13 protein-coding genes are annotated in these 15,881 nt (G+C 74.2%); 5 read left to right on the top strand and 8 right to left on the bottom strand.

All coding sequences use genetic code 11. From position 1 onward, the window contains the following. Positions 1–107 precede the first annotated feature (107 nt). The 4 genes from WME98_RS21165 to WME98_RS21150 are packed head-to-tail and all read left to right on the top strand — an operon-like array spanning position 108 to position 2,647. Positions 108–1,175, top strand: a complete 1,068-nt coding sequence (locus WME98_RS21165) for a Spy/CpxP family protein refolding chaperone (RefSeq protein WP_437952920.1) — start codon at positions 108–110, stop codon at positions 1,173–1,175. Positions 1,176–1,204: 29 nt separating this feature from the next. Further along, a complete protein-coding gene (locus tag WME98_RS21160; RefSeq protein ID WP_437334803.1) occupies positions 1,205–1,777 on the top strand; it encodes an RNA polymerase sigma factor in 573 nt (190 codons plus the stop codon). Then, the gene (locus tag WME98_RS21155) at positions 1,770–2,159 is read left to right on the top strand and encodes a hypothetical protein (RefSeq protein ID WP_437952919.1); all 390 of its coding nucleotides are present in this window, start codon (positions 1,770–1,772) and stop codon (positions 2,157–2,159) included. The genes WME98_RS21160 and WME98_RS21155 overlap by 8 nt, the downstream gene beginning before the upstream one ends. Then, the gene (locus WME98_RS21150) at positions 2,156–2,647 is read left to right on the top strand and encodes a hypothetical protein (RefSeq protein ID WP_437952917.1); all 492 of its coding nucleotides are present in this window, start codon (positions 2,156–2,158) and stop codon (positions 2,645–2,647) included. The genes WME98_RS21155 and WME98_RS21150 overlap by 4 nt, the downstream gene beginning before the upstream one ends. Positions 2,648–2,657: 10 nt before the next feature. Here the strand turns inward: WME98_RS21150 and WME98_RS21145 are convergent, their stop codons facing one another. Continuing rightward, positions 2,658–3,581 (bottom strand): NAD(P)/FAD-dependent oxidoreductase, encoded by a 924-nt coding sequence (locus tag WME98_RS21145; protein WP_437952916.1) that lies wholly within the window; start codon positions 3,579–3,581, stop codon positions 2,658–2,660. A 513-nt stretch (positions 3,582–4,094) separates the two neighbouring features. On the opposite strand from WME98_RS21145, the gene WME98_RS21140 reads away from it, so the two are divergent. Continuing rightward, positions 4,095–4,946 (top strand): hypothetical protein, encoded by an 852-nt coding sequence (locus WME98_RS21140; RefSeq protein ID WP_437952915.1) that lies wholly within the window; start codon positions 4,095–4,097, stop codon positions 4,944–4,946. Between the two features lie 51 nt (positions 4,947–4,997). Here the strand turns inward: WME98_RS21140 and WME98_RS21135 are convergent, their stop codons facing one another. The 7 genes from WME98_RS21135 to WME98_RS21105 form a co-directional block, all read right to left on the bottom strand. Then, a complete protein-coding gene (locus WME98_RS21135; protein ID WP_437952914.1) occupies positions 4,998–5,924 on the bottom strand; it encodes a cyclase family protein in 927 nt (308 codons plus the stop codon). Between the two features lie 62 nt (positions 5,925–5,986). Further along, the gene (locus tag WME98_RS21130; RefSeq protein ID WP_437316758.1) at positions 5,987–7,384 is read right to left on the bottom strand and encodes a pyridoxal-phosphate dependent enzyme; all 1,398 of its coding nucleotides are present in this window, start codon (positions 7,382–7,384) and stop codon (positions 5,987–5,989) included. Between the two features lie 277 nt (positions 7,385–7,661). After that, positions 7,662–9,383, bottom strand: coding sequence for a helix-hairpin-helix domain-containing protein (locus WME98_RS21125; RefSeq protein WP_437952913.1), 1,722 nt, complete (start codon positions 9,381–9,383; stop codon positions 7,662–7,664). A 186-nt stretch (positions 9,384–9,569) separates the two neighbouring features. Next, the gene (locus tag WME98_RS21120) at positions 9,570–10,049 is read right to left on the bottom strand and encodes a hypothetical protein (RefSeq protein ID WP_437952912.1); all 480 of its coding nucleotides are present in this window, start codon (positions 10,047–10,049) and stop codon (positions 9,570–9,572) included. Positions 10,050–10,467: 418 nt separating this feature from the next. Continuing rightward, positions 10,468–12,084: a hypothetical protein gene (locus tag WME98_RS21115; protein ID WP_437952911.1), complete on the bottom strand. Its 1,617-nt coding sequence runs from the start codon at positions 12,082–12,084 to the stop codon at positions 10,468–10,470. Continuing rightward, positions 12,081–15,086 carry a hypothetical protein gene (locus tag WME98_RS21110; RefSeq protein ID WP_437952910.1) on the bottom strand — a complete coding sequence of 1,002 codons (3,006 nt, stop codon included), beginning with the start codon at positions 15,084–15,086 and terminating at the stop codon, positions 12,081–12,083. Before WME98_RS21110 ends, WME98_RS21115 begins: the two co-directional genes overlap by 4 nt. Before the next feature lie 123 nt (positions 15,087–15,209). Beyond that, entirely contained in the window at positions 15,210–15,641 is a 432-nt protein-coding gene (locus tag WME98_RS21105; RefSeq protein WP_437334792.1) for a hypothetical protein, read from the bottom strand. Between the last annotated feature and the right edge of the window lie 240 nt (positions 15,642–15,881).

Genomic DNA, 15,881 nt, shown 5'->3' with positions numbered 1-15,881 from the left:
GGCCCGCCTCCAAAAAAAGCGGACCTCCGTAGGGAGCCCCTGCCCGGCGGCGTCCCAGGGACGAACGACCCGCTCGGCACGATGCGGGCGACCCAGGAGAAGAGTCCATGATGCAGTCTCGTTGGTGGAGGCTTGGTGGGATCTTGCCGCTCGTCGGCGCGCTCGTCGGTGCGGCCGGTTGCACGGCGGAGACGGGCCAGAGCGACACGTCGCCGAGCGAGGAGGCCGCCGCGGCGGCGCTCGCCCAGGGGCCTTCGAGGGGCGGCCGCCCCGGCGAGGCCGCCGGTCATCGGAAGGGCTTCGGCGGGCACCGCGGCGGCCCGGAGCGCCTCCTGGGCGCCGCGCTCCACGAGCTCGACCTGTCGGACGCGCAGAAGGCGACGATCGAGGGCGCCCTCGAGGGCCTGCGCGAGGGCGCGCCGGCGCGCCCGAGGGACGGGGCCGGCTTCGCGGCGCTCGCCGAGGGCGTGCGCGCGGGCAAGATCGATCGGGCGGCGATCGCGGCGAAGCTGCCCGACGCCGGCCGCGCGGACGAGGAGCGCCGCGCGCGCGTCGCCGGGGCGCTGAGCACGCTGCACGCCACGCTCACCAAGGAGCAGCGCCGGCAACTCGTCGACGCGATCGCCGCGAAGATGGACGAGCACGGCGCGATGGCCGCGCGCGGCGAGCGGGGCGGCCGGCACCACCGCGGCCCGGACGGCGAGCGCGGCGGGATGGGCGGCCCGGGCATGAAGGGCGGCCCGGGCATGAAGGGCGGCCCGCTGGGCCACCTCCTCCGCGGGCTCGACCTGCGCGACGATCAGCGCGCGCAGATCGACCGGGCCCTCGAGGGCATGCGGCCGAGCGACGCCGACAGGAGCGCGCGGCCCGCGGATCACGAGGCGAGGCGCGCCGAGATGCGCGCGCGGCTCGAGGCGTTCGCCGCCGATCGCTTCGACGCGAGCGCGCTCCTTTCGGCCGCCGACGCGAAGGTGGGCCCGCGGGCGCACCTCGACCGCATGGTCGACGCGCTGGCCGCGATCGTCCCGGTCCTCGACGAGGCGCAGCGCAACGCGCTCGCCGACCGCCTCGAGCAGGGGCCGGCCGCGGGCAGGCCCGAGCGCGGCCCGTTCCGCGGCGAGCGCGGCGGGGAACGCGGCGAGCGCGGCGGGGAACGCGACCTCGAGCGCCGCTGAGCGCCGGTCCCGATGGCGCGCGCGGAGCGATGGGCGCAGAATCGCGGGGGCACGTGATCGTCGACCTGAGGCTCGTCGCAGCGCGCGTCGCCGGGGGCGACGACGCGGCCTTCCGGCAGATCGTCGAGCACACGCGCGCGCCGATGTACCGCCTCGCCGCGCGCCTCGTCGGCGACCTCGCCGAGGCCGAGGACGCCTTGCAGGAGGCGTTCGTCGACGCCTACCGCGCCCTGCGCGAAGGGCGCTACGACGGGAGATCGAAGGTGGAGACCTGGCTGTACCGCATCGTGACGAACGCCTGCCTCGACGCCCTCCGGCGCCGCCGCGACACCCCGCGCGAGGCGCGCGAGGCGACCGAGCCGCGCTTCGACGGCCTCGTGTCCGCCGAGGCGCGCGTCGCGCTCCGCGAGCTCGACGCCCTGCTCGCCGCGCTGCCGCCGCAGGAGCGCGCCGCGCTCGTCCTCGTCGCCGTCGAGGGGCTGCCCGCGAAGGAGGCGGCGGCCGCGCTCGGTTGCTCCGAGGGCGCCGTCGAGCAACGTTTGGTGCGCGCCCGCGCGGCGCTCCGCGCGCGACGGACCGAGGAGGAGGCGCCGCATGCCTGACCGCGACGACGACCGGACCGAGCTCGATCGGGAGCTCGCGCGCCTCGCGGCCGCGACCGCTCGCCTCGACGCCGACGACCGCTTCACCGAGGCCGTGCTGCGCGCCGCCGCGGCGGCCGACGACCCGCTGGCCCGCCTCGCGGCCGCGACCGCCGATCTCGCGCCGGACGCCGCCTTCACCGAGGCCGTCGTCCGCGCCGCGACGGCCGCGCCCCGGCCCGCGCGGCCCGCGATGGCCGACGGCATCGTCCGCTCCGGTCGCGCCGCCATCGTCGTCACCGCCTTCGCGGCGGCCGCGAGCGTCCTCTTCTTCCTGCAGACGCAGCGCGACGTCGACAGCGCGATCATGGCCTCCGTGGAGGCCATCGAGGCGATCGAATGACGCCGTCCTCCTCCGCTCCCGCGCCCCCGCCCCCCGCGCCTCCGCCCGCCGCCCCTGCGCGCTGGAAGCCCCTGGCCGTGCTCGCCGCCGTCTTCCTCTTCGGCGGCGTCGCCGGCGCGGCGCTCGGCCGCAGCATGGCCCTGCGCGACCTCGAGGCCACGTTCCGGGGTCCTCCGGCCGAGGCCCGCGCCCAGTTCCGCCTCCGGGCGATGCGCCGCCACCTCGACCTCACGGACCGCCAGGTGCGCGAGCTCCGCGCCACCCTGGCCGACGCGGAGACCGAGCGGGACCGGCTCCTCTCCGAGTGCCGCCCCGGGCTCGACGCCCTCCGCGACCGCACCGACGCCCGCGTGAAGAGCGTGCTCACGCCCGACCAGCTCACGCGCTACGAGGAGTTCGAGGCGGAGCGGCGGCGGCGTCCCGGCCCGCCGCCGCACGGGCCGGGGCACCCCGGCCGCGGCCGCGGCCCGGGCGGCCGCGGCGATTGAGGGCTGCCGATCAGAGGAGATCCTCCTCCTGCAGGGCGCAGTTGACCCCGAACGCCGCGTCGGCGCCCTCGGCGGCGGCCATGATGGCGAGCAGCACGTCCTTCGACGCGTCCCCGGCGACGAAGACGCCTTCGCACGTCGTCTCCTCGTGCTTGGCCGCCGTCTCCACGCCGCGCTCCTCGGTGACCTTGCAGCGGAGCTTCCTGGCCAGCTCCGACCCCTGCTCCTGCTTCGTCTTCAGGAAGAGGGAGCGCCGCTCCACGGCGCTGCCGTCCTCGAGCACGATGCGCTCGAGCACCCCGTCCCTGCCCTCGAGCCGGGCGATCCGCTCCTCGCGCACGCCGATCCCGTGCCGCGCGAGCCGTGCCACGTCGGACCTGGACAGCGACGCTGGACCATCCGTGAACAGGATCACATCATCGCTCCACGTCTTCATGTTCAGCGCCAGCGCGACCCCCGTACAGCCCTGTCCATAGACGCCTATCGGCTGTTCGCGCGCTTCCCAGCCATCGCAGTAGGGGCAGTGGTGCACGCTCGTTCCGTACATGGCGGGAAGGCCCGGGAGATCCGGCAGCCGGTCGACGAGCCCCGTGGCGAGCAGCAGCTTGCGGGAGCGCAGGCGCTCGCCGCCCTCCAGCGTCACCTCGAACCGCCTCGCGTCGCGGCGGACGTCGGCGACGGCCACGTCCCGGATCTCGACGCCGTAGGGCTCGAGCTGCTCGCGCCCCAGCCGCCTGAGCTCGGACGGCGCGATGCCGTCGCGCGACAGGAAGCCGTGCATCGCGACCGCTGCGTCGTTTCGGTACCGCCCCGAGTCGCACACGAGGACGCGCCTGCGGCACCGGCCCAGGATGAGCGCCGCGCTGAGGCCGGCCGGCCCTCCGCCGACGATGATCACGTCGTATTCCCGGGTCTCTTCGGTGCTCGTCGACATTGGCTGGGCGGCCGCCGAGCAACGAGCGCGCCGAGGCCCCGTCGCGCTCGCTCTCCCGCGAGCCGCACGAGGGGAGCTGGGCTCGCGGCGCCCGGCGCGCGTCCTCGCGACCGATCCCTGCGCCCCGTCGTTCCCCGTCCCGCCCTCCCGTCGGAATCTTGCCCTCGCGCGCCGCTGCCGACCCGGTCAGGCGCGCACGCCGTCGCACAGCGCATGTCAGCGGCACACAAGCCGCTCGCCCTCGTTCTGTCAGGCCTTCATTCATTGTGAGGTTTCGATCATCAATCGCCCTTCGTTCGATTCGATACGAAGCGCGATGAGCGGCGGCGCTCGGCGCGACAAACAGCCGTGCGCTCGCCCTCCACGCTCCGGACAGAGCAGACTCGCGATCATCGATTCAATAATTTTACATAGGTGCTCTCTTGAGCACTGGACACCGATGGCTATTCACCGGTAGAAAGAATTCGACCTTCGACGAGACCGCGAAGGGACGAACCCGGGGGGGGGACGACTATGTACCGGATCAGCACCGCTGATTTCGCAGCGCTGGCGCTCGTGTTTCTCGTGTCCTGCGTCACGGACCAGGGAGAGGAGGAGGGGCCCGTAGGAATTGCCCCTAATGCGCTTGAGTACCTCAATGCGCTCAACCCCAACGCGCTCAACCCCAATGCGCTCAATCCCAACGCGCTCAACCCCAACGCGTTGAGCCAGAACACCCTCAGCCCCAGCGCCCTCAGCCCAGCGGCCCTGAGCGCGATCCAGGATCCGGGCGCGGCGGGCGACCTGTCGCGCCAGCTCCTCAGCTATGTGGTCGGCTGTGCGCTCACCCCCGCGCAGTCGTTCCGCTTCTCGTGGACCGACGGCGCGGGCACGGTTCGTCATGAGGTGTACTGGGGGCTCATCGGCCTCGTGCCGAGCTGGATCGACAAGCCGCTCGGCCAGATCGACCAGCAGTGGATCTCGGCGTGCCTCGCGTCGCGGACGAACTGGTACGGCGTCTCCGTGACGATCTCCTCGCGGGCCAGCCACCCGGCCATCGACAAGACCGACTCCCCCGAGCTCGCGATCTACACGCGAATGGAAGGCGCGTTCTGGGGCAATCTCTTCGCCCCCTCTCCTTACCTGAATGCTTGCTACAACGCGGCCAACCGTGACCACGCGCGGTCGCTGGCCAGAGAGTGTGCTGCCGGTCACATTAACAGCAGCGGAGCCGTCCAGGAATGCGGGACGATTCGGATCCTCGGATCGTGCGACAGCTACTGCCTGCCGCTCAACCAGCGCGGAATGTACTACCCGAGCTGCGTCAACCACCTCACCGGCAGCCCGGACTCGACAACGCGGGTGATCACCGTCTTCCTGCCGTAGAGCGCCTCAAGGCTCCGCATCGACAGAGCGGCTCGCGCCCTCGATCACCGCCTACTTCCCCTGGCCCCCGGACCCCGGCGGCACCAGCGCCAGCACCCGGGCCGGCGCCCCGCTGCCGTGCGCGAGCGGGAGCGGCGCGACCACCACGACCGCCCCGGCCTCGGGGAGCTGCTCCAGGTTGGCGAGGTTCTCGATGTGGTAGCCGCCCGCGCCGAGGAAGGCCTTGTGCTGCTCGAACGTCTGGCTCGGCCCCGGATCGGTCGACAGCGTGTCGATACCCACGCACCGCACGCCGCGCTCGCGCAGATAGCGGCTCGCCTCCACGGAGACCCCGGGAAAGTGCATCACGCCCTTCGCGTCCTGGTTCAGGTACTTCACCGGATCGGACCAGCGCGCCCCCCACCCGGTCCGGATCAGCACGATGTGCTTCGCGCCGAGCGCCCCGTGCCGCGCCTCCCAGCCCCGGAGATCGTCCACGGTGACCTGATGATCGGGGCTCGCCGCGACCTTCGCCGTCACGTCCACGACCGCCGCCGGCCCGACGAGCTGCTCCGGCGCGATCTGCTCGACGGTCGGCGCCCCGGTCTTGAAGTGCGCCGGCGCGTCCACGTGCGTGCCCGCGTGCTCGTCCATCGAGAACCGGCTGGAGTAATACGCATCCTTCTCGACGGTGCTGAGCGTCTCCGACGCATAGGGCTTGTTGCCGGGGAACAGCGGCATCTGCGGCGTGATCGGGTGCGTCAGGTCGACCACCCGCGCCGTGGCGACGTCGAGCGCCGCGGGCGCGGCCTGCGCCGCGGACGACGGCGCCGCCCCGCCCGCGTGCGCCGCGGGCGGCGGCGCCGCGGCGGGCGGCGACCCCGCGGCCGACGCGCACGCCGACAGGGCGAGCGCCGCGGGGCCCAGCGCGTACGCCGCCGCCCCCCTGGCACCCGCTTGAAGGAAGCCGACCACGCCCGTTCCGTGCGCCTTGTGCATGGCGCGCATGTCACCACGAGCCAGCCCCCGCCACAAGGCGCACCGGCGCGCCCTCGCCCGGCTCAGACCTCGTGCAGCTTCACCCGGCGTCGCAGGTGATTGAGCAGATCGATGCGGGTGACGAGCCCGACGAACTCGTCGCCGTCGGTCACGATGGGCACGAGCCCCGCGTCGAACATCGGGAGGAGATCCCGGATCGGCGTCCGCACATCGACGGTCCGGAGCCGCGTCGTCATCGCCGTCTCCACCGGCTGCCGGAAGCGCGACACGTCGTCGACGGCCGCGAGGAGGAGGTCCGACTCGTCCACCAGGCCGACGATCTTGCCGTCCTCCAGGACCGGGAGCTGCGACACGTCGTAGAGCTTCATCCGAGCATAGGCGACCAGGAGCGCGTCCGTCCGCTGCACCGTGACCACGGCCCTGTCGGCGTGGCGGCGCGTGATCACGTCGCGCAGGTCGCCTGTGGGCTCACGGTCCGTGAAGCCCTGATCGGCCATCCAGAAATCGTTGTACATCTTCGACAGGTACTTGTTGCCGCTGTCGCACACGAGCGTGCAGACGCGCTTGGGCGACGACTGTTCGCGGCAGTAGCGCAGCGCGGCCGCGAGGAGCGTCCCCGACGACGAGCCGGCGAGGATGCCCGTTTTGGAGAGGAGCAGCCGGGCCGTCTCCAGGCTCTCTCGGTCGGAGATGGTGTACGCGTGCTTGACCCGGGAGAGGTCGAGGATCGGGGGGAGGAAGTCCTCGCCGATGCCCTCGACGAGCCAGGAGCCCGCCTTGCCGAGGTTGCCGGTCTTGACGTAGCCCGCGAGCACCGACCCCTCCGGGTCGGCGAGCACCATCTCGCAGCGCGGCTGCGCCGCCGCGAAGTAGCGCGAGAGCCCGGTCATGGTGCCGCCGGAGCCGACGCCGCACACCATCGCGTCGATGCGGCGATCGAGCTGCGCGTCGATCTCCGGGCCGGTCCCGGTCTCGTGCGCGAGCGCGTTGGCGGGGTTCTCGAACTGGTTCACGTAGAACGCGCCCTCCTCGCGCGCGATGCGGGCCGCGAGGTCCTGGTAATAGCTCGGGTGGCCCTTCTCGACGTCGGAGCGCGTCATCACCACCTGCGCGCCGAGCGCCTTCAGGTGAAAGACCTTCTCCTGGCTCATCTTGTCGGGGATGACGAGCGTCAGCCGGTAGCCCTTCCGCGCCGCGACGAGCGCGAGGCCGAGGCCCGTGTTGCCCGCCGTCGCCTCGACCAGGTGCCGCCGATCGCCGCCGAGCTGCCCGGCGCGCTCGGCCGCCTCGATCATCGACAGGCCGATGCGATCCTTGATGCTGCCGCCGGGGTTCTGGCTCTCCATCTTGAGAAAGAGCTCGCACGGGCCGGTGTCGAGCTGAGTGACCTGGATCATCGGGGTGCGGCCGATGAGAGAGACGATGTTCTCGGCGGGCGGAGGGATCGGCATCGGCGTCATGACCGCTCAACGGTCACACGGCGCGCACCGTCTGTCGAGGTGCTCGGCGCGCAGGTGGCGATGACGCGCGCGTCAACGCGGACAGCCTGGGAAAACGGACAAAGGTCCGCTATGATGGATTGTCCTTTGTGGCGCGCGCGGCCCGCGGCGCGACAAAGTAAATGGTACTCCTTATGCCTCGACCGCTCCCAGGGATCGTGGCGCGCGTCCCGGGCGTCGTCCGCGGCATCGGCATGGGGAGTCGCGCTCGGACCCGAGGCCGGCCGTGCCGCGCGCGTCAGGCGGCGGGCCGCACGGCCTTCTTGAACGCGGCGGGGCCGAGCGCGTTCAGCACCTCGCCCCGGCGGAGGCCGCCTCGCCGCGCGGTCCCCACGCCGAAGCGCAGGTTGTGGAGCGCGTTCGTCGAGTGGGCGTCCGTCGAGATCACGAAGCGGATACCGCGCTTGCGCGCCTCCTTGATCCACCGAGGCTCCATGTCGAGGCGATACGGGTCTCCGTTCACCTCGACGGCGGCCCTCGACTCGGCCACCGCGTCGAGCACCTCCTCGACGTGGCACGCGAACGGCTCGCGCCGCTGGATGAGCCGGCCGAGCGCGTGCCCCCAGATCTTGAAGACCGGCTGCTTCATGGCGCTCACCAGCCTGCGCGTCATCTGGTCGGCGTCCATCTTCATGCGCGAGTGGATGCTCGCGATGATCACGTCGAACTGCTCGAGGATCGCGTCCGGATAATCGAGCTTGCCCGACTCCAGGATATCGGACTCGGTGCCCCGGAGGAGCTTCACGCGCACGCTCTCCTGCACGTGGGCGATCTCGTCCCATTGCTGCTTGAGCCGGTCGAGGCCGACGCCGCCCGCGTAGTGGGCGGCGGGCGAGTGATCGGTGATGGTGAGGTATTTCATCCCCATCGCCTCGGCCTCCAGGGCCATCTCCTCGACCGTGTTCTTGCCGTCCGAATACACCGTGTGGCAGTGCACCATCCCCTGGATGTCGCCCTCCTCGATGAGCGCGTCATCGCGGCCGTCGCACGTGGCAGCAGCGACGATGTCCTCGGCGCCCTCGCGGAGCTCGGGCGCGATGTACGGGAGGCCGAGGTGCCGGTAGAGATCTTCCTCCGCCTTGGCGGAGAGGCGTTTGTTGCCCCGGAGGAGGCCTCGCTCGTCGAGGGTGAGCCCGAGCTCGCGCGCGAGCGCGCCGAGCGCCGAGAGGTACGCGGGCGCGCCGGTCCTGTGGTGGAGCGCGGCGGCGTAGTACCGGGGCGGCACGCAGAGGAGCTCGCCCCGGAGGCCGCCCGAGAACCTCACCGTGCACCGCGCGTCGTCGCGCGCCTCGACCTCGGCGACGCGCGGGAACCGGGCGAACCAGTCGACAACCTGCGCGGCGTCGTCGGTCGCGGCCACGACGTCGACGTCGGCCACCGTCTCTTCCCAGCGCCGGATCGCCCCCGCGAGGTCGGCCTGCTCGGCGGCCTCGCACCCGCGCACGTGGGCGAGGAGCGGCTCGGCGAGCTCGAGGGCGTCCACGAGGAGGACGCGCTCGTCGCGCGTCTCGTAGCGGTAGATCCCCTCGAGCAGGCTCGCCTCGGTCTTCGCGCCGAAGCCCTTCACGGCGCGGACCTTCCCGGTGAGACAGGCCCTCTTGAGCTCCTCGACGCTGCCGACGCCGAGCGCGTCGTGGAGCGCCTTGATCCGCTTGAGGCTCATCCCCGGCACCTGGGAGAGCTCGAGGACGCCGGGGGGCAGCTCGGCGCGGAGCTTCTCGAGCTGCTCGGAGCGCCCGGTCTTGTAGAGCTCGGCTATCTGGCTTGCGAGCGCCGCGCCGATGCCCCTGAGCTCGGTCAGGCGCTTGTGCTGGATGAGCTCGCCGAGGTCGTCCGTGAGCTCCTCCAGGGCCTCGGCGCCGGTCTCGTAGGCGCGCGCGCGGTAGGGGTTCTCTCCCTTGATCTGGAGGAGCATGGCCATCTCGCGGAGGGCCCGGGCGATGTCGAGCTTGTCGAGCATGGATGGGGGCAATTATAGCACTTGCCGGTCACAGGCCATGCCGCGCGGGCCGCGACGGCGAGGCAGTTTGCCACAGCGACACGCCAGGTGACGCGGGTACGTCGTCGACGCGGGCGCCTGCGGCTTCAGCGCAGCCGAGCATGGCGGCGGCCGCGGCCGTGAGCCCGCCCGTCGCCCGGCTCCTGGTCATCGCTGGACTCCCGGAGCCGGCTCTTTGATCTCCACCGTGACACGAGCTACCGAGCACTCGGGCGGGCAATCCGGACCGTTGGGTCGCTCGACGTCATAGAACGGCGCCACGCGGGTATCCATGAGGACCGCCTGGTCGCGCACCACGCGGACAGCGACCACCTTCGGTCGCACGCGGTAGACCGTAACGCCCGCCAGGGAGCCGTTCCCCTGACGGATGCTGCACTCGTCAATGGTCTCCTGGTTGCCGGAGCTGGGCAGGGATGCTGCGCAACGCCGCGTCACGCCGTCCACATCGATCCTGAAATGATAGCGACCGGTCGCGACGAGCTCGGGCTCGAACTGGATTTCGAGGTGGTCGCCGCAAGCGGCCTCCGTGCACGCCTTGGTGCCTCCGGTCCGGCACGAAGCCAGCCCGATGAAAAGGATGGCGGCCGTGGCGCGATCGAGTCTGCGCGGCGTGGATGTCAACGACATGCGTGTCCTCCTGATGTTCTGAGCGAGGTGCGCAGCAGCGCGACGTCCCCGGAACGCTCATCACCACCCCCGGAGAAGCGCCAGGCACTTCCCGCTACGTCCTCCACCACCTCCGGTGAAGCCCCAGGCACTTCCCGCTACGTCCTCCACCACCTCCGGTGAAGCCCCAGGCACTTCCCGCTACGTCCTCCACCACCTCCGGTGAAGCCCCAGGCACTTCCCGCTACGTCCTCCACCACCTCCGGTGAAGCCCCAGGCACTTCCCGCTACGTCCTCCACCACCTCCGGTGACGCCCAGGCACTTCCCGCTACGTCCTCCACCACCTCCGGTGAAGCCCCAGGCACTCCCCGCGACGTCCTCCACGACATCCGGCCGAGCCCGGCGCACCTGAGGAACCAGCGCCGCTCGGTTCCCGCCCTACTTGCACCCCAGCCGGCACACCATCGCCGCCGTGTAGGCGCACCCGTGGTCGCCCCAGATCGAGGAGCTCGGCCCCGTGCACCGGAAGGCGCACCCGCGTCCGTCCGCGGTCGCCTCGGCCGTCAGCCGGTAGCCCTCCGCGTTGCAGCTCCCCGTCGACGACAGGCAGCTCGACAGCTGCGGCTCGCACTGGTCCACGACGTACCCGGCCGGGCACGTCCAGTCGACGCTCGCCCGCCCGTAGTCCGGCGACCGCCCGGTCTCAGTCGCGATCGGCTCGTGCTTCGAGAAGGTCGGCATCCCCGTCGTGACCTGGAGCGGCACCACGACCGCGCGCTCGCGCGGCACCACCGGGGAGGCCGCGTCCTTGGGCTGCACGACGAACGTGTCGCGCCGCGTCTGCCGCTCGCAGCCGGCCGTCGCGCCCTCCGGCGCCCACGAGAACGTGAGCTCCGCGCTCCCGTGCGCGGGTACCTCGACCGTGCGCTCGCCGTGCGTCACCCGGATGTCGACCTGCGCGCGGTTCGTGAGGAGCGCCTGCGCCGTCCCGGTGGCGCCGTACGGCACCACGCCGAGATCGACCGGCTGCGGCGTGATCTCCGGCTCGGCGAGCGAGAAACGGCACACGTCCGCCACCGGGTAGATCGCGTACGCCAGCGGCACCGCCTTCTTCACCTCGAGGCGCAGCGCGCCGAACGCCTGCCCGCCGCCCTTCGCGCCCGCCACCGGCGCGCCCTCGACGCCCTCGATGGCCAGCTCCCCCACCGAGGTCATCGTGACGCGGCGGTCCCCCGCCTCGATCCGGGCCTTGAACAAGCCGATCGCCGTGCCGTGCGCCTCGCCGGCGGTCACGTCCGTCTCGTAGGCGACCATCGCGCCGCGCTTCACCGCCCCGATGAAGTGCGTCGCGCGGCCGCAGGCGCAGCCGCCGCCCGGCGCCGGCACGACGCTCTCGGTCGGCTCGAAGAACTGCGGGTCCTCGTCCGCGACCAGCGCCATCGCGACCAGCCGCAGCCGGCGCTTGTCGAGCGTGCCGCCGGCGCTGAAGTACGCCGGCAAGTCGACATCGGCCCCCACGAGGACCGAGTCGACGGCGATGCCCACGTAGCGGAAGTCGATCGCGCGCTCGCCCTCGCCAGGCGCCGGCCCGCCCTGCGCCGCCGCGGAGGCCGTGGCGCCCGGCGCCGCCGTCGCGCCAGGCGCCGACGTCGCGCCCGGCGCCGCCGTGGCGCCCGGCGCCGACGTCGCGCCCGCGACCGCCGGCGCAGGCGTCGCCGCCGCCTTCGGCTGGGCGCAGGCGACGCCGACCGGCGAGAACGCCCCCGCCGCGCTCCGCGACAGCCCGCGGCCCGGCACCATCGCGCTCGAGGTGTCGAGCAGGTAGTCGTGCCGCACGTCGCTGAACGCCCGCGCGGCCTCGAGCAGTGCCCCCGCCTGCGAGCAGCCGCCGCCCTTGCAGGCCGGCAGGACCGCCGCGCCAGGCCGGCGCGACGGCGGCGCCGGCACCTCCGGCGGCCCGGGGCAGCCGAGCGCCGAGGCCAGCACCCCCAGGAGGAGCGCGCCCGCGCGCGCCGGCGCGGCGCGCCCCGGGCGAGCCCGACCCGCGCCGCTCACGGCCATGCGATCGTCATCCACCGGACGCGCCCCGAGCCGCTCACCGCGTCGTCCGCAAAGAACAGCGACGCGCCGGACCGCCCCGCGAGCGCCGGCGACACGTCCCGCGACGCGCTGCCCGTCAGCCACGCCAGCGGCTTCAGGGGCGGCGCCGCCGCCTCGCCGGGCGCCAGCGTGAAGGCGCTCAGCGCCACCGAGTCCCCCGGCGCCGACGCGAGCACGCCGCGGCAGGCCTTGTCGCACGCGAGCGCGATCGACGACACCGAGGCGCCGTCCGGACCCTCGATCGTCACCGGCGGACCCTGCATCGCGCCGCCGTTGTCGAGCCGCACCAGCCGCGCGCGCCCGCCCGCCCCGCCGGCCGCGCCCCCGCCGCCGGCCACCGCGCCCCCGCCGGCCGCCGCGCCGTCGCCTGCAGGCTCGTCGACCCAGCCGACGAGGACCCCGCCCTCGTGCGGCGCGAGCACCGGGCTGCGCGAGTGCTCGGGCGACGCGTGGAGCCGCGTCTCGTCGCCGATCCGCTGCAGCGTCTTCGCGTCGAGCCGCGCGAAGAACACGTCGCCGGTCGCCTCGCCGCCCGCCGCGCCGGCCGCGGCCGCGTCGCCCGCCGGCCGCGCGTCCGACCAGACGAGCCACGCCTCCTGGCCGCGCACCGCGATTTGCACCTCGGCCGCGTCGAGCGGCGCGTTCGTGATGCGCCGGTCCGGCGCCGTCCGGTTCAGCGCGCGGTCCACCCGCGCCGCGTACACCTCGGCGTTGCCGTCGCGCGTGTCTACCCACGCGACGATGAAGCCACCCGCGCCGTCATAGGCGATCGCCACGTCGGACGCCTCGCTCGCGGCGCCGCCCTGCTTCTTCCGCGGCGCCGTGGTGAGCTTCTTCTGCGCGAGCTTCGCGCCGGTCGCGTCGACCTTGGTCACGTAGACCTGCGTCTCGCCCCGCTCGCGCGCGACCCACGCGATCACGCTCTCGCCCTGCGCCGCGCCGCCCTTGCCCTTCGGATCGGCCGGCGCCGGCGGCGCCGTCGCGATGGCGACGCCGCCGAGCGACGACGCCTTCTGCGAGAGGACGTTCAGCTTGCCGAGGCCCCCGGGCGACGCGGCGCGCACCGCCAGCGTCGCCGACAGGTCCTGCCCGCGGGGCGCGCCGTCCGACGCCCCCTCCACGAAGTACGTGACCCACGCCGCGAGCGCCGCGCCGCCCTCGAGCTCGGCGGCCGCCACCTTGGCGAGCGGGTCGCCCTCGGCGAGCGCGCGCACCGCGGTCGCGCGCGGCGGCGGATCCCGGTCCTCCCGGAACGCGGGCGCGCGCCACGCGCTCTCCCGCACGGGCAGCGACACGAGCGCGAGCGGCGCCCGCGCGCCCGCCGCGCCCGCCGCCTTGGCGGCGCCGCCCTGCTGCGCGCCGCCCTGCTGCGCGCCGCCCTGCTGCGCGCCGGCCCCGGCCGCCGCGCTCGCCAGCGTCACGCACGCGCCCTTGTGGCAGCTCAGCCCGCGCACGAGGTACGGCACGCCGCCCGTCGCCGCGAACGGCGCGGCGCGCACCGGCTCCGCCGCCCGCACCGAGAGATCCGGGCCGAAGCGCACGAACGTCGGCCAAATCGGCGGCGCGGCCGCCGGGTCGCGGGCGGCCTTGAGCGTCGCCGGCGCGAGCGTCACCGCGGCGAAGCCGTCCCCGTCGGCCGTGAGATCCGGCGGCCCGCTCGCGCTGAAGACGAGCGCCGCCCGCTCCGCGCCCAGCGCGCCGTCCGGTCCGACCGACGCCAGGTGGATGAGGCGCCCCGCCCCGCCGGCCTCCGCGCCGCCGTCGCCGCCGCGGGGGCGCAAGACGTCCTCCCACGCGAGCAGCGCCCGCCCGCCCGCCCCGGCGGGCGGCGCGACGAGCGACACGAGCGCCTGCTCGCCCGACGGCGGCGTCGCCTGCCGCGGCGCGACGACCACCTTGCCGCCCGGCTCGGCCGCCGCGAGGTACACGGCGCTGTCGATGTCCCGCTCGTCGGTCCAGGTGAGCAGGTAGCGCCCGCCGACCTCGGCGATCTCGAGATCGATCTGCGCGGTCGGCTCGGGGCTGACGGCCACCGGCGCCGAGACCTTCCCGGCCGCGTCGATCTCCAGGAGCGAGACGGAGCCGAGCTTCGCGGCTTCGCCGGCGTCCTCCGCGTCCGCCTTGCGCGCGGCCTTGCCCTGGGCCCTGGGCGGCGGCGCGGCCGGCGGGAGCACGAGGGCGACCGCCGCGCCGCGCTCGGTGGCGACCGCGTTCCACCCGAGCACCTCGCGCGCGACCGACGCGGGCGCCGTCGGCTTGATCGCGGCGCCCTTGTCCTGCGCGAGGACCGTCATGACCACGTCAACGCTGTCCACGTCGCCTTGGGCCTCGCGCGGCATCTCCCACAGCACGAGCGCCCCCTTCGCGTTCGGGAGTACGTCGAGCCACGTGATCTCCTCGGCCGTCTGCGCGACCGCGCTCGCCGGGGCGACCGGCTTGCCGGCCGGGTCGAGCGCGAGCGCGCGCACCGCGCGGCTCCCCCCGATCTGCTCGATCCACGCGGCGATGTAGCCCTGCGGCCCGGCGCGGAGCGCGGCGACGGGCACGTCGGCGGCGGCAGGCCCGGCGTCGACGACGTCCCCCCGCGGCGCGCCGTCCGCGCCGATGACGCGGGTCCTCCACCTGCCGCCCGCCGCGTAGAGCAGGAGCGCCTCGTCGCCGCGCCGGGCGAAGTAGGGCGTCGCGTCCTCGTCCTCGAGCTCCGCGACCACCTGGGCCGGCAGGAGCGGCGGCCCCTCCGGCGCCTTCGGCTGCGCGGGCGGCGTCTTCACGACGCGCGCCGGCCGCGCGGCGGGGGCCTGCGCGCCGCCGGAGCACCCGAGCAGCAGCGCGAGCGCGGCGCCGAGCAGCGCCGGCGCGCGGCGACGGAGCGCGGCGCCGCGCGGGCGGCCTGCGTCGCGCTGCGGGCCGCGTCGAACCGAGGGGAGAGCACTGCGGACGAGCATGGCGGCGACCATGCCAGAAGCGATGAGCCCCCGCTACAGGGCGCCGCTCGTCGACGTCGCGCGGCGCGCACGCCCCGGTCGCACGCCCTCGCGGGCGGGGCGTCCGGGACCGCGCGGCGCTGGAACGCCAGAGCGCTAGAACGCGAGCAGCCGCCCGAGCAGCGACCTGTACCTGCGCAGGGCGAGCCGGAGCTCCTCCGTCGACGCCTCCGGCTGCCCGGGCGCTCCGTCGATCAGGCGTTGCAGCTCGCCGCGCTCCTCGCGGAAGCTCTGCGCGACCCGCTGGATCACCTCGGCCAGGAGCGCGTCGGCCTGCTCGACCGACAGGCGCGGCGCCTCGATGAAGCCCGCCTGGATCGCGCTCCAGCGCTCGGACAGCTCGCGCGCCTCCTCCGGCGTGAGCACGGGCGAGCGCTCCGGCCAGGGCTCTCCGGTAGGTCCGCCGCACGCCGTGTAGACGGCCGGCTGCCGGCGCGACTCCGGCGGAGGCTCCTCGTCCGCGATCCGCGCCTCGGGCTGGCTGCTCTCGCGCGCCGTCACCATCCGCTCTCTGTGCAATGGGCTCACGATGGCCACCTCTCCGCTCGTTCGCGTGGTCAGCCCCGTGGGCCAAGCAAGCCGCATGCGCGTCGCGACGTGCGTCCGCGCCCGCCGCGGGCCGCAGCGCGGCAAGGCCAGAGGCCCAGAAGAGCCCGAGAAAACCCCGAGCGCCCGGGCTGGCGAGGCCGCCCGGCCCGCCTCGCCCGGGCGCGCGCCGCGGCGATCCCTCACGAGGCGAGGAGGCGGAAGAGTGCGGAATACGCGCGC

The organism is Sorangium sp. So ce296, from assembly GCF_051529605.1.
In the GTDB taxonomy this organism is placed as follows: domain Bacteria; phylum Myxococcota_A; class Polyangia; order Polyangiales; family Polyangiaceae; genus Sorangium; species Sorangium cellulosum_D.
Note: the sequence above shows the minus strand (reverse complement) of the source record. Positions and strands in the feature narration are given on the sequence as shown.

What these genes read in the sequence shown, in the direction of transcription:
- WME98_RS21165 (WP_437952920.1), top strand. Translation starts at nt 108, where the DNA reads ATGATGCAGTCTCGTTGGTGGAGGCTTGGTGGGATCTTGCCGCTCGTC.
- WME98_RS21160 (WP_437334803.1), top strand. Translation starts at nt 1,205, where the DNA reads ATGGGCGCAGAATCGCGGGGGCACGTGATCGTCGACCTGAGGCTCGTC.
- WME98_RS21155 (WP_437952919.1), top strand. Translation starts at nt 1,770, where the DNA reads ATGCCTGACCGCGACGACGACCGGACCGAGCTCGATCGGGAGCTCGCG.
- WME98_RS21150 (WP_437952917.1), top strand. Translation starts at nt 2,156, where the DNA reads ATGACGCCGTCCTCCTCCGCTCCCGCGCCCCCGCCCCCCGCGCCTCCG.
- WME98_RS21145 (WP_437952916.1), bottom strand. Translation starts at nt 3,581, where the DNA reads ATGTCGACGAGCACCGAAGAGACCCGGGAATACGACGTGATCATCGTC.
- WME98_RS21140 (WP_437952915.1), top strand. Translation starts at nt 4,095, where the DNA reads ATGTACCGGATCAGCACCGCTGATTTCGCAGCGCTGGCGCTCGTGTTT.
- WME98_RS21135 (WP_437952914.1), bottom strand. Translation starts at nt 5,924, where the DNA reads ATGCACAAGGCGCACGGAACGGGCGTGGTCGGCTTCCTTCAAGCGGGT.
- WME98_RS21130 (WP_437316758.1), bottom strand. Translation starts at nt 7,384, where the DNA reads ATGACGCCGATGCCGATCCCTCCGCCCGCCGAGAACATCGTCTCTCTC.
- WME98_RS21125 (WP_437952913.1), bottom strand. Translation starts at nt 9,383, where the DNA reads ATGCTCGACAAGCTCGACATCGCCCGGGCCCTCCGCGAGATGGCCATG.
- WME98_RS21120 (WP_437952912.1), bottom strand. Translation starts at nt 10,049, where the DNA reads ATGTCGTTGACATCCACGCCGCGCAGACTCGATCGCGCCACGGCCGCC.
- WME98_RS21110 (WP_437952910.1), bottom strand. Translation starts at nt 15,086, where the DNA reads ATGGTCGCCGCCATGCTCGTCCGCAGTGCTCTCCCCTCGGTTCGACGC.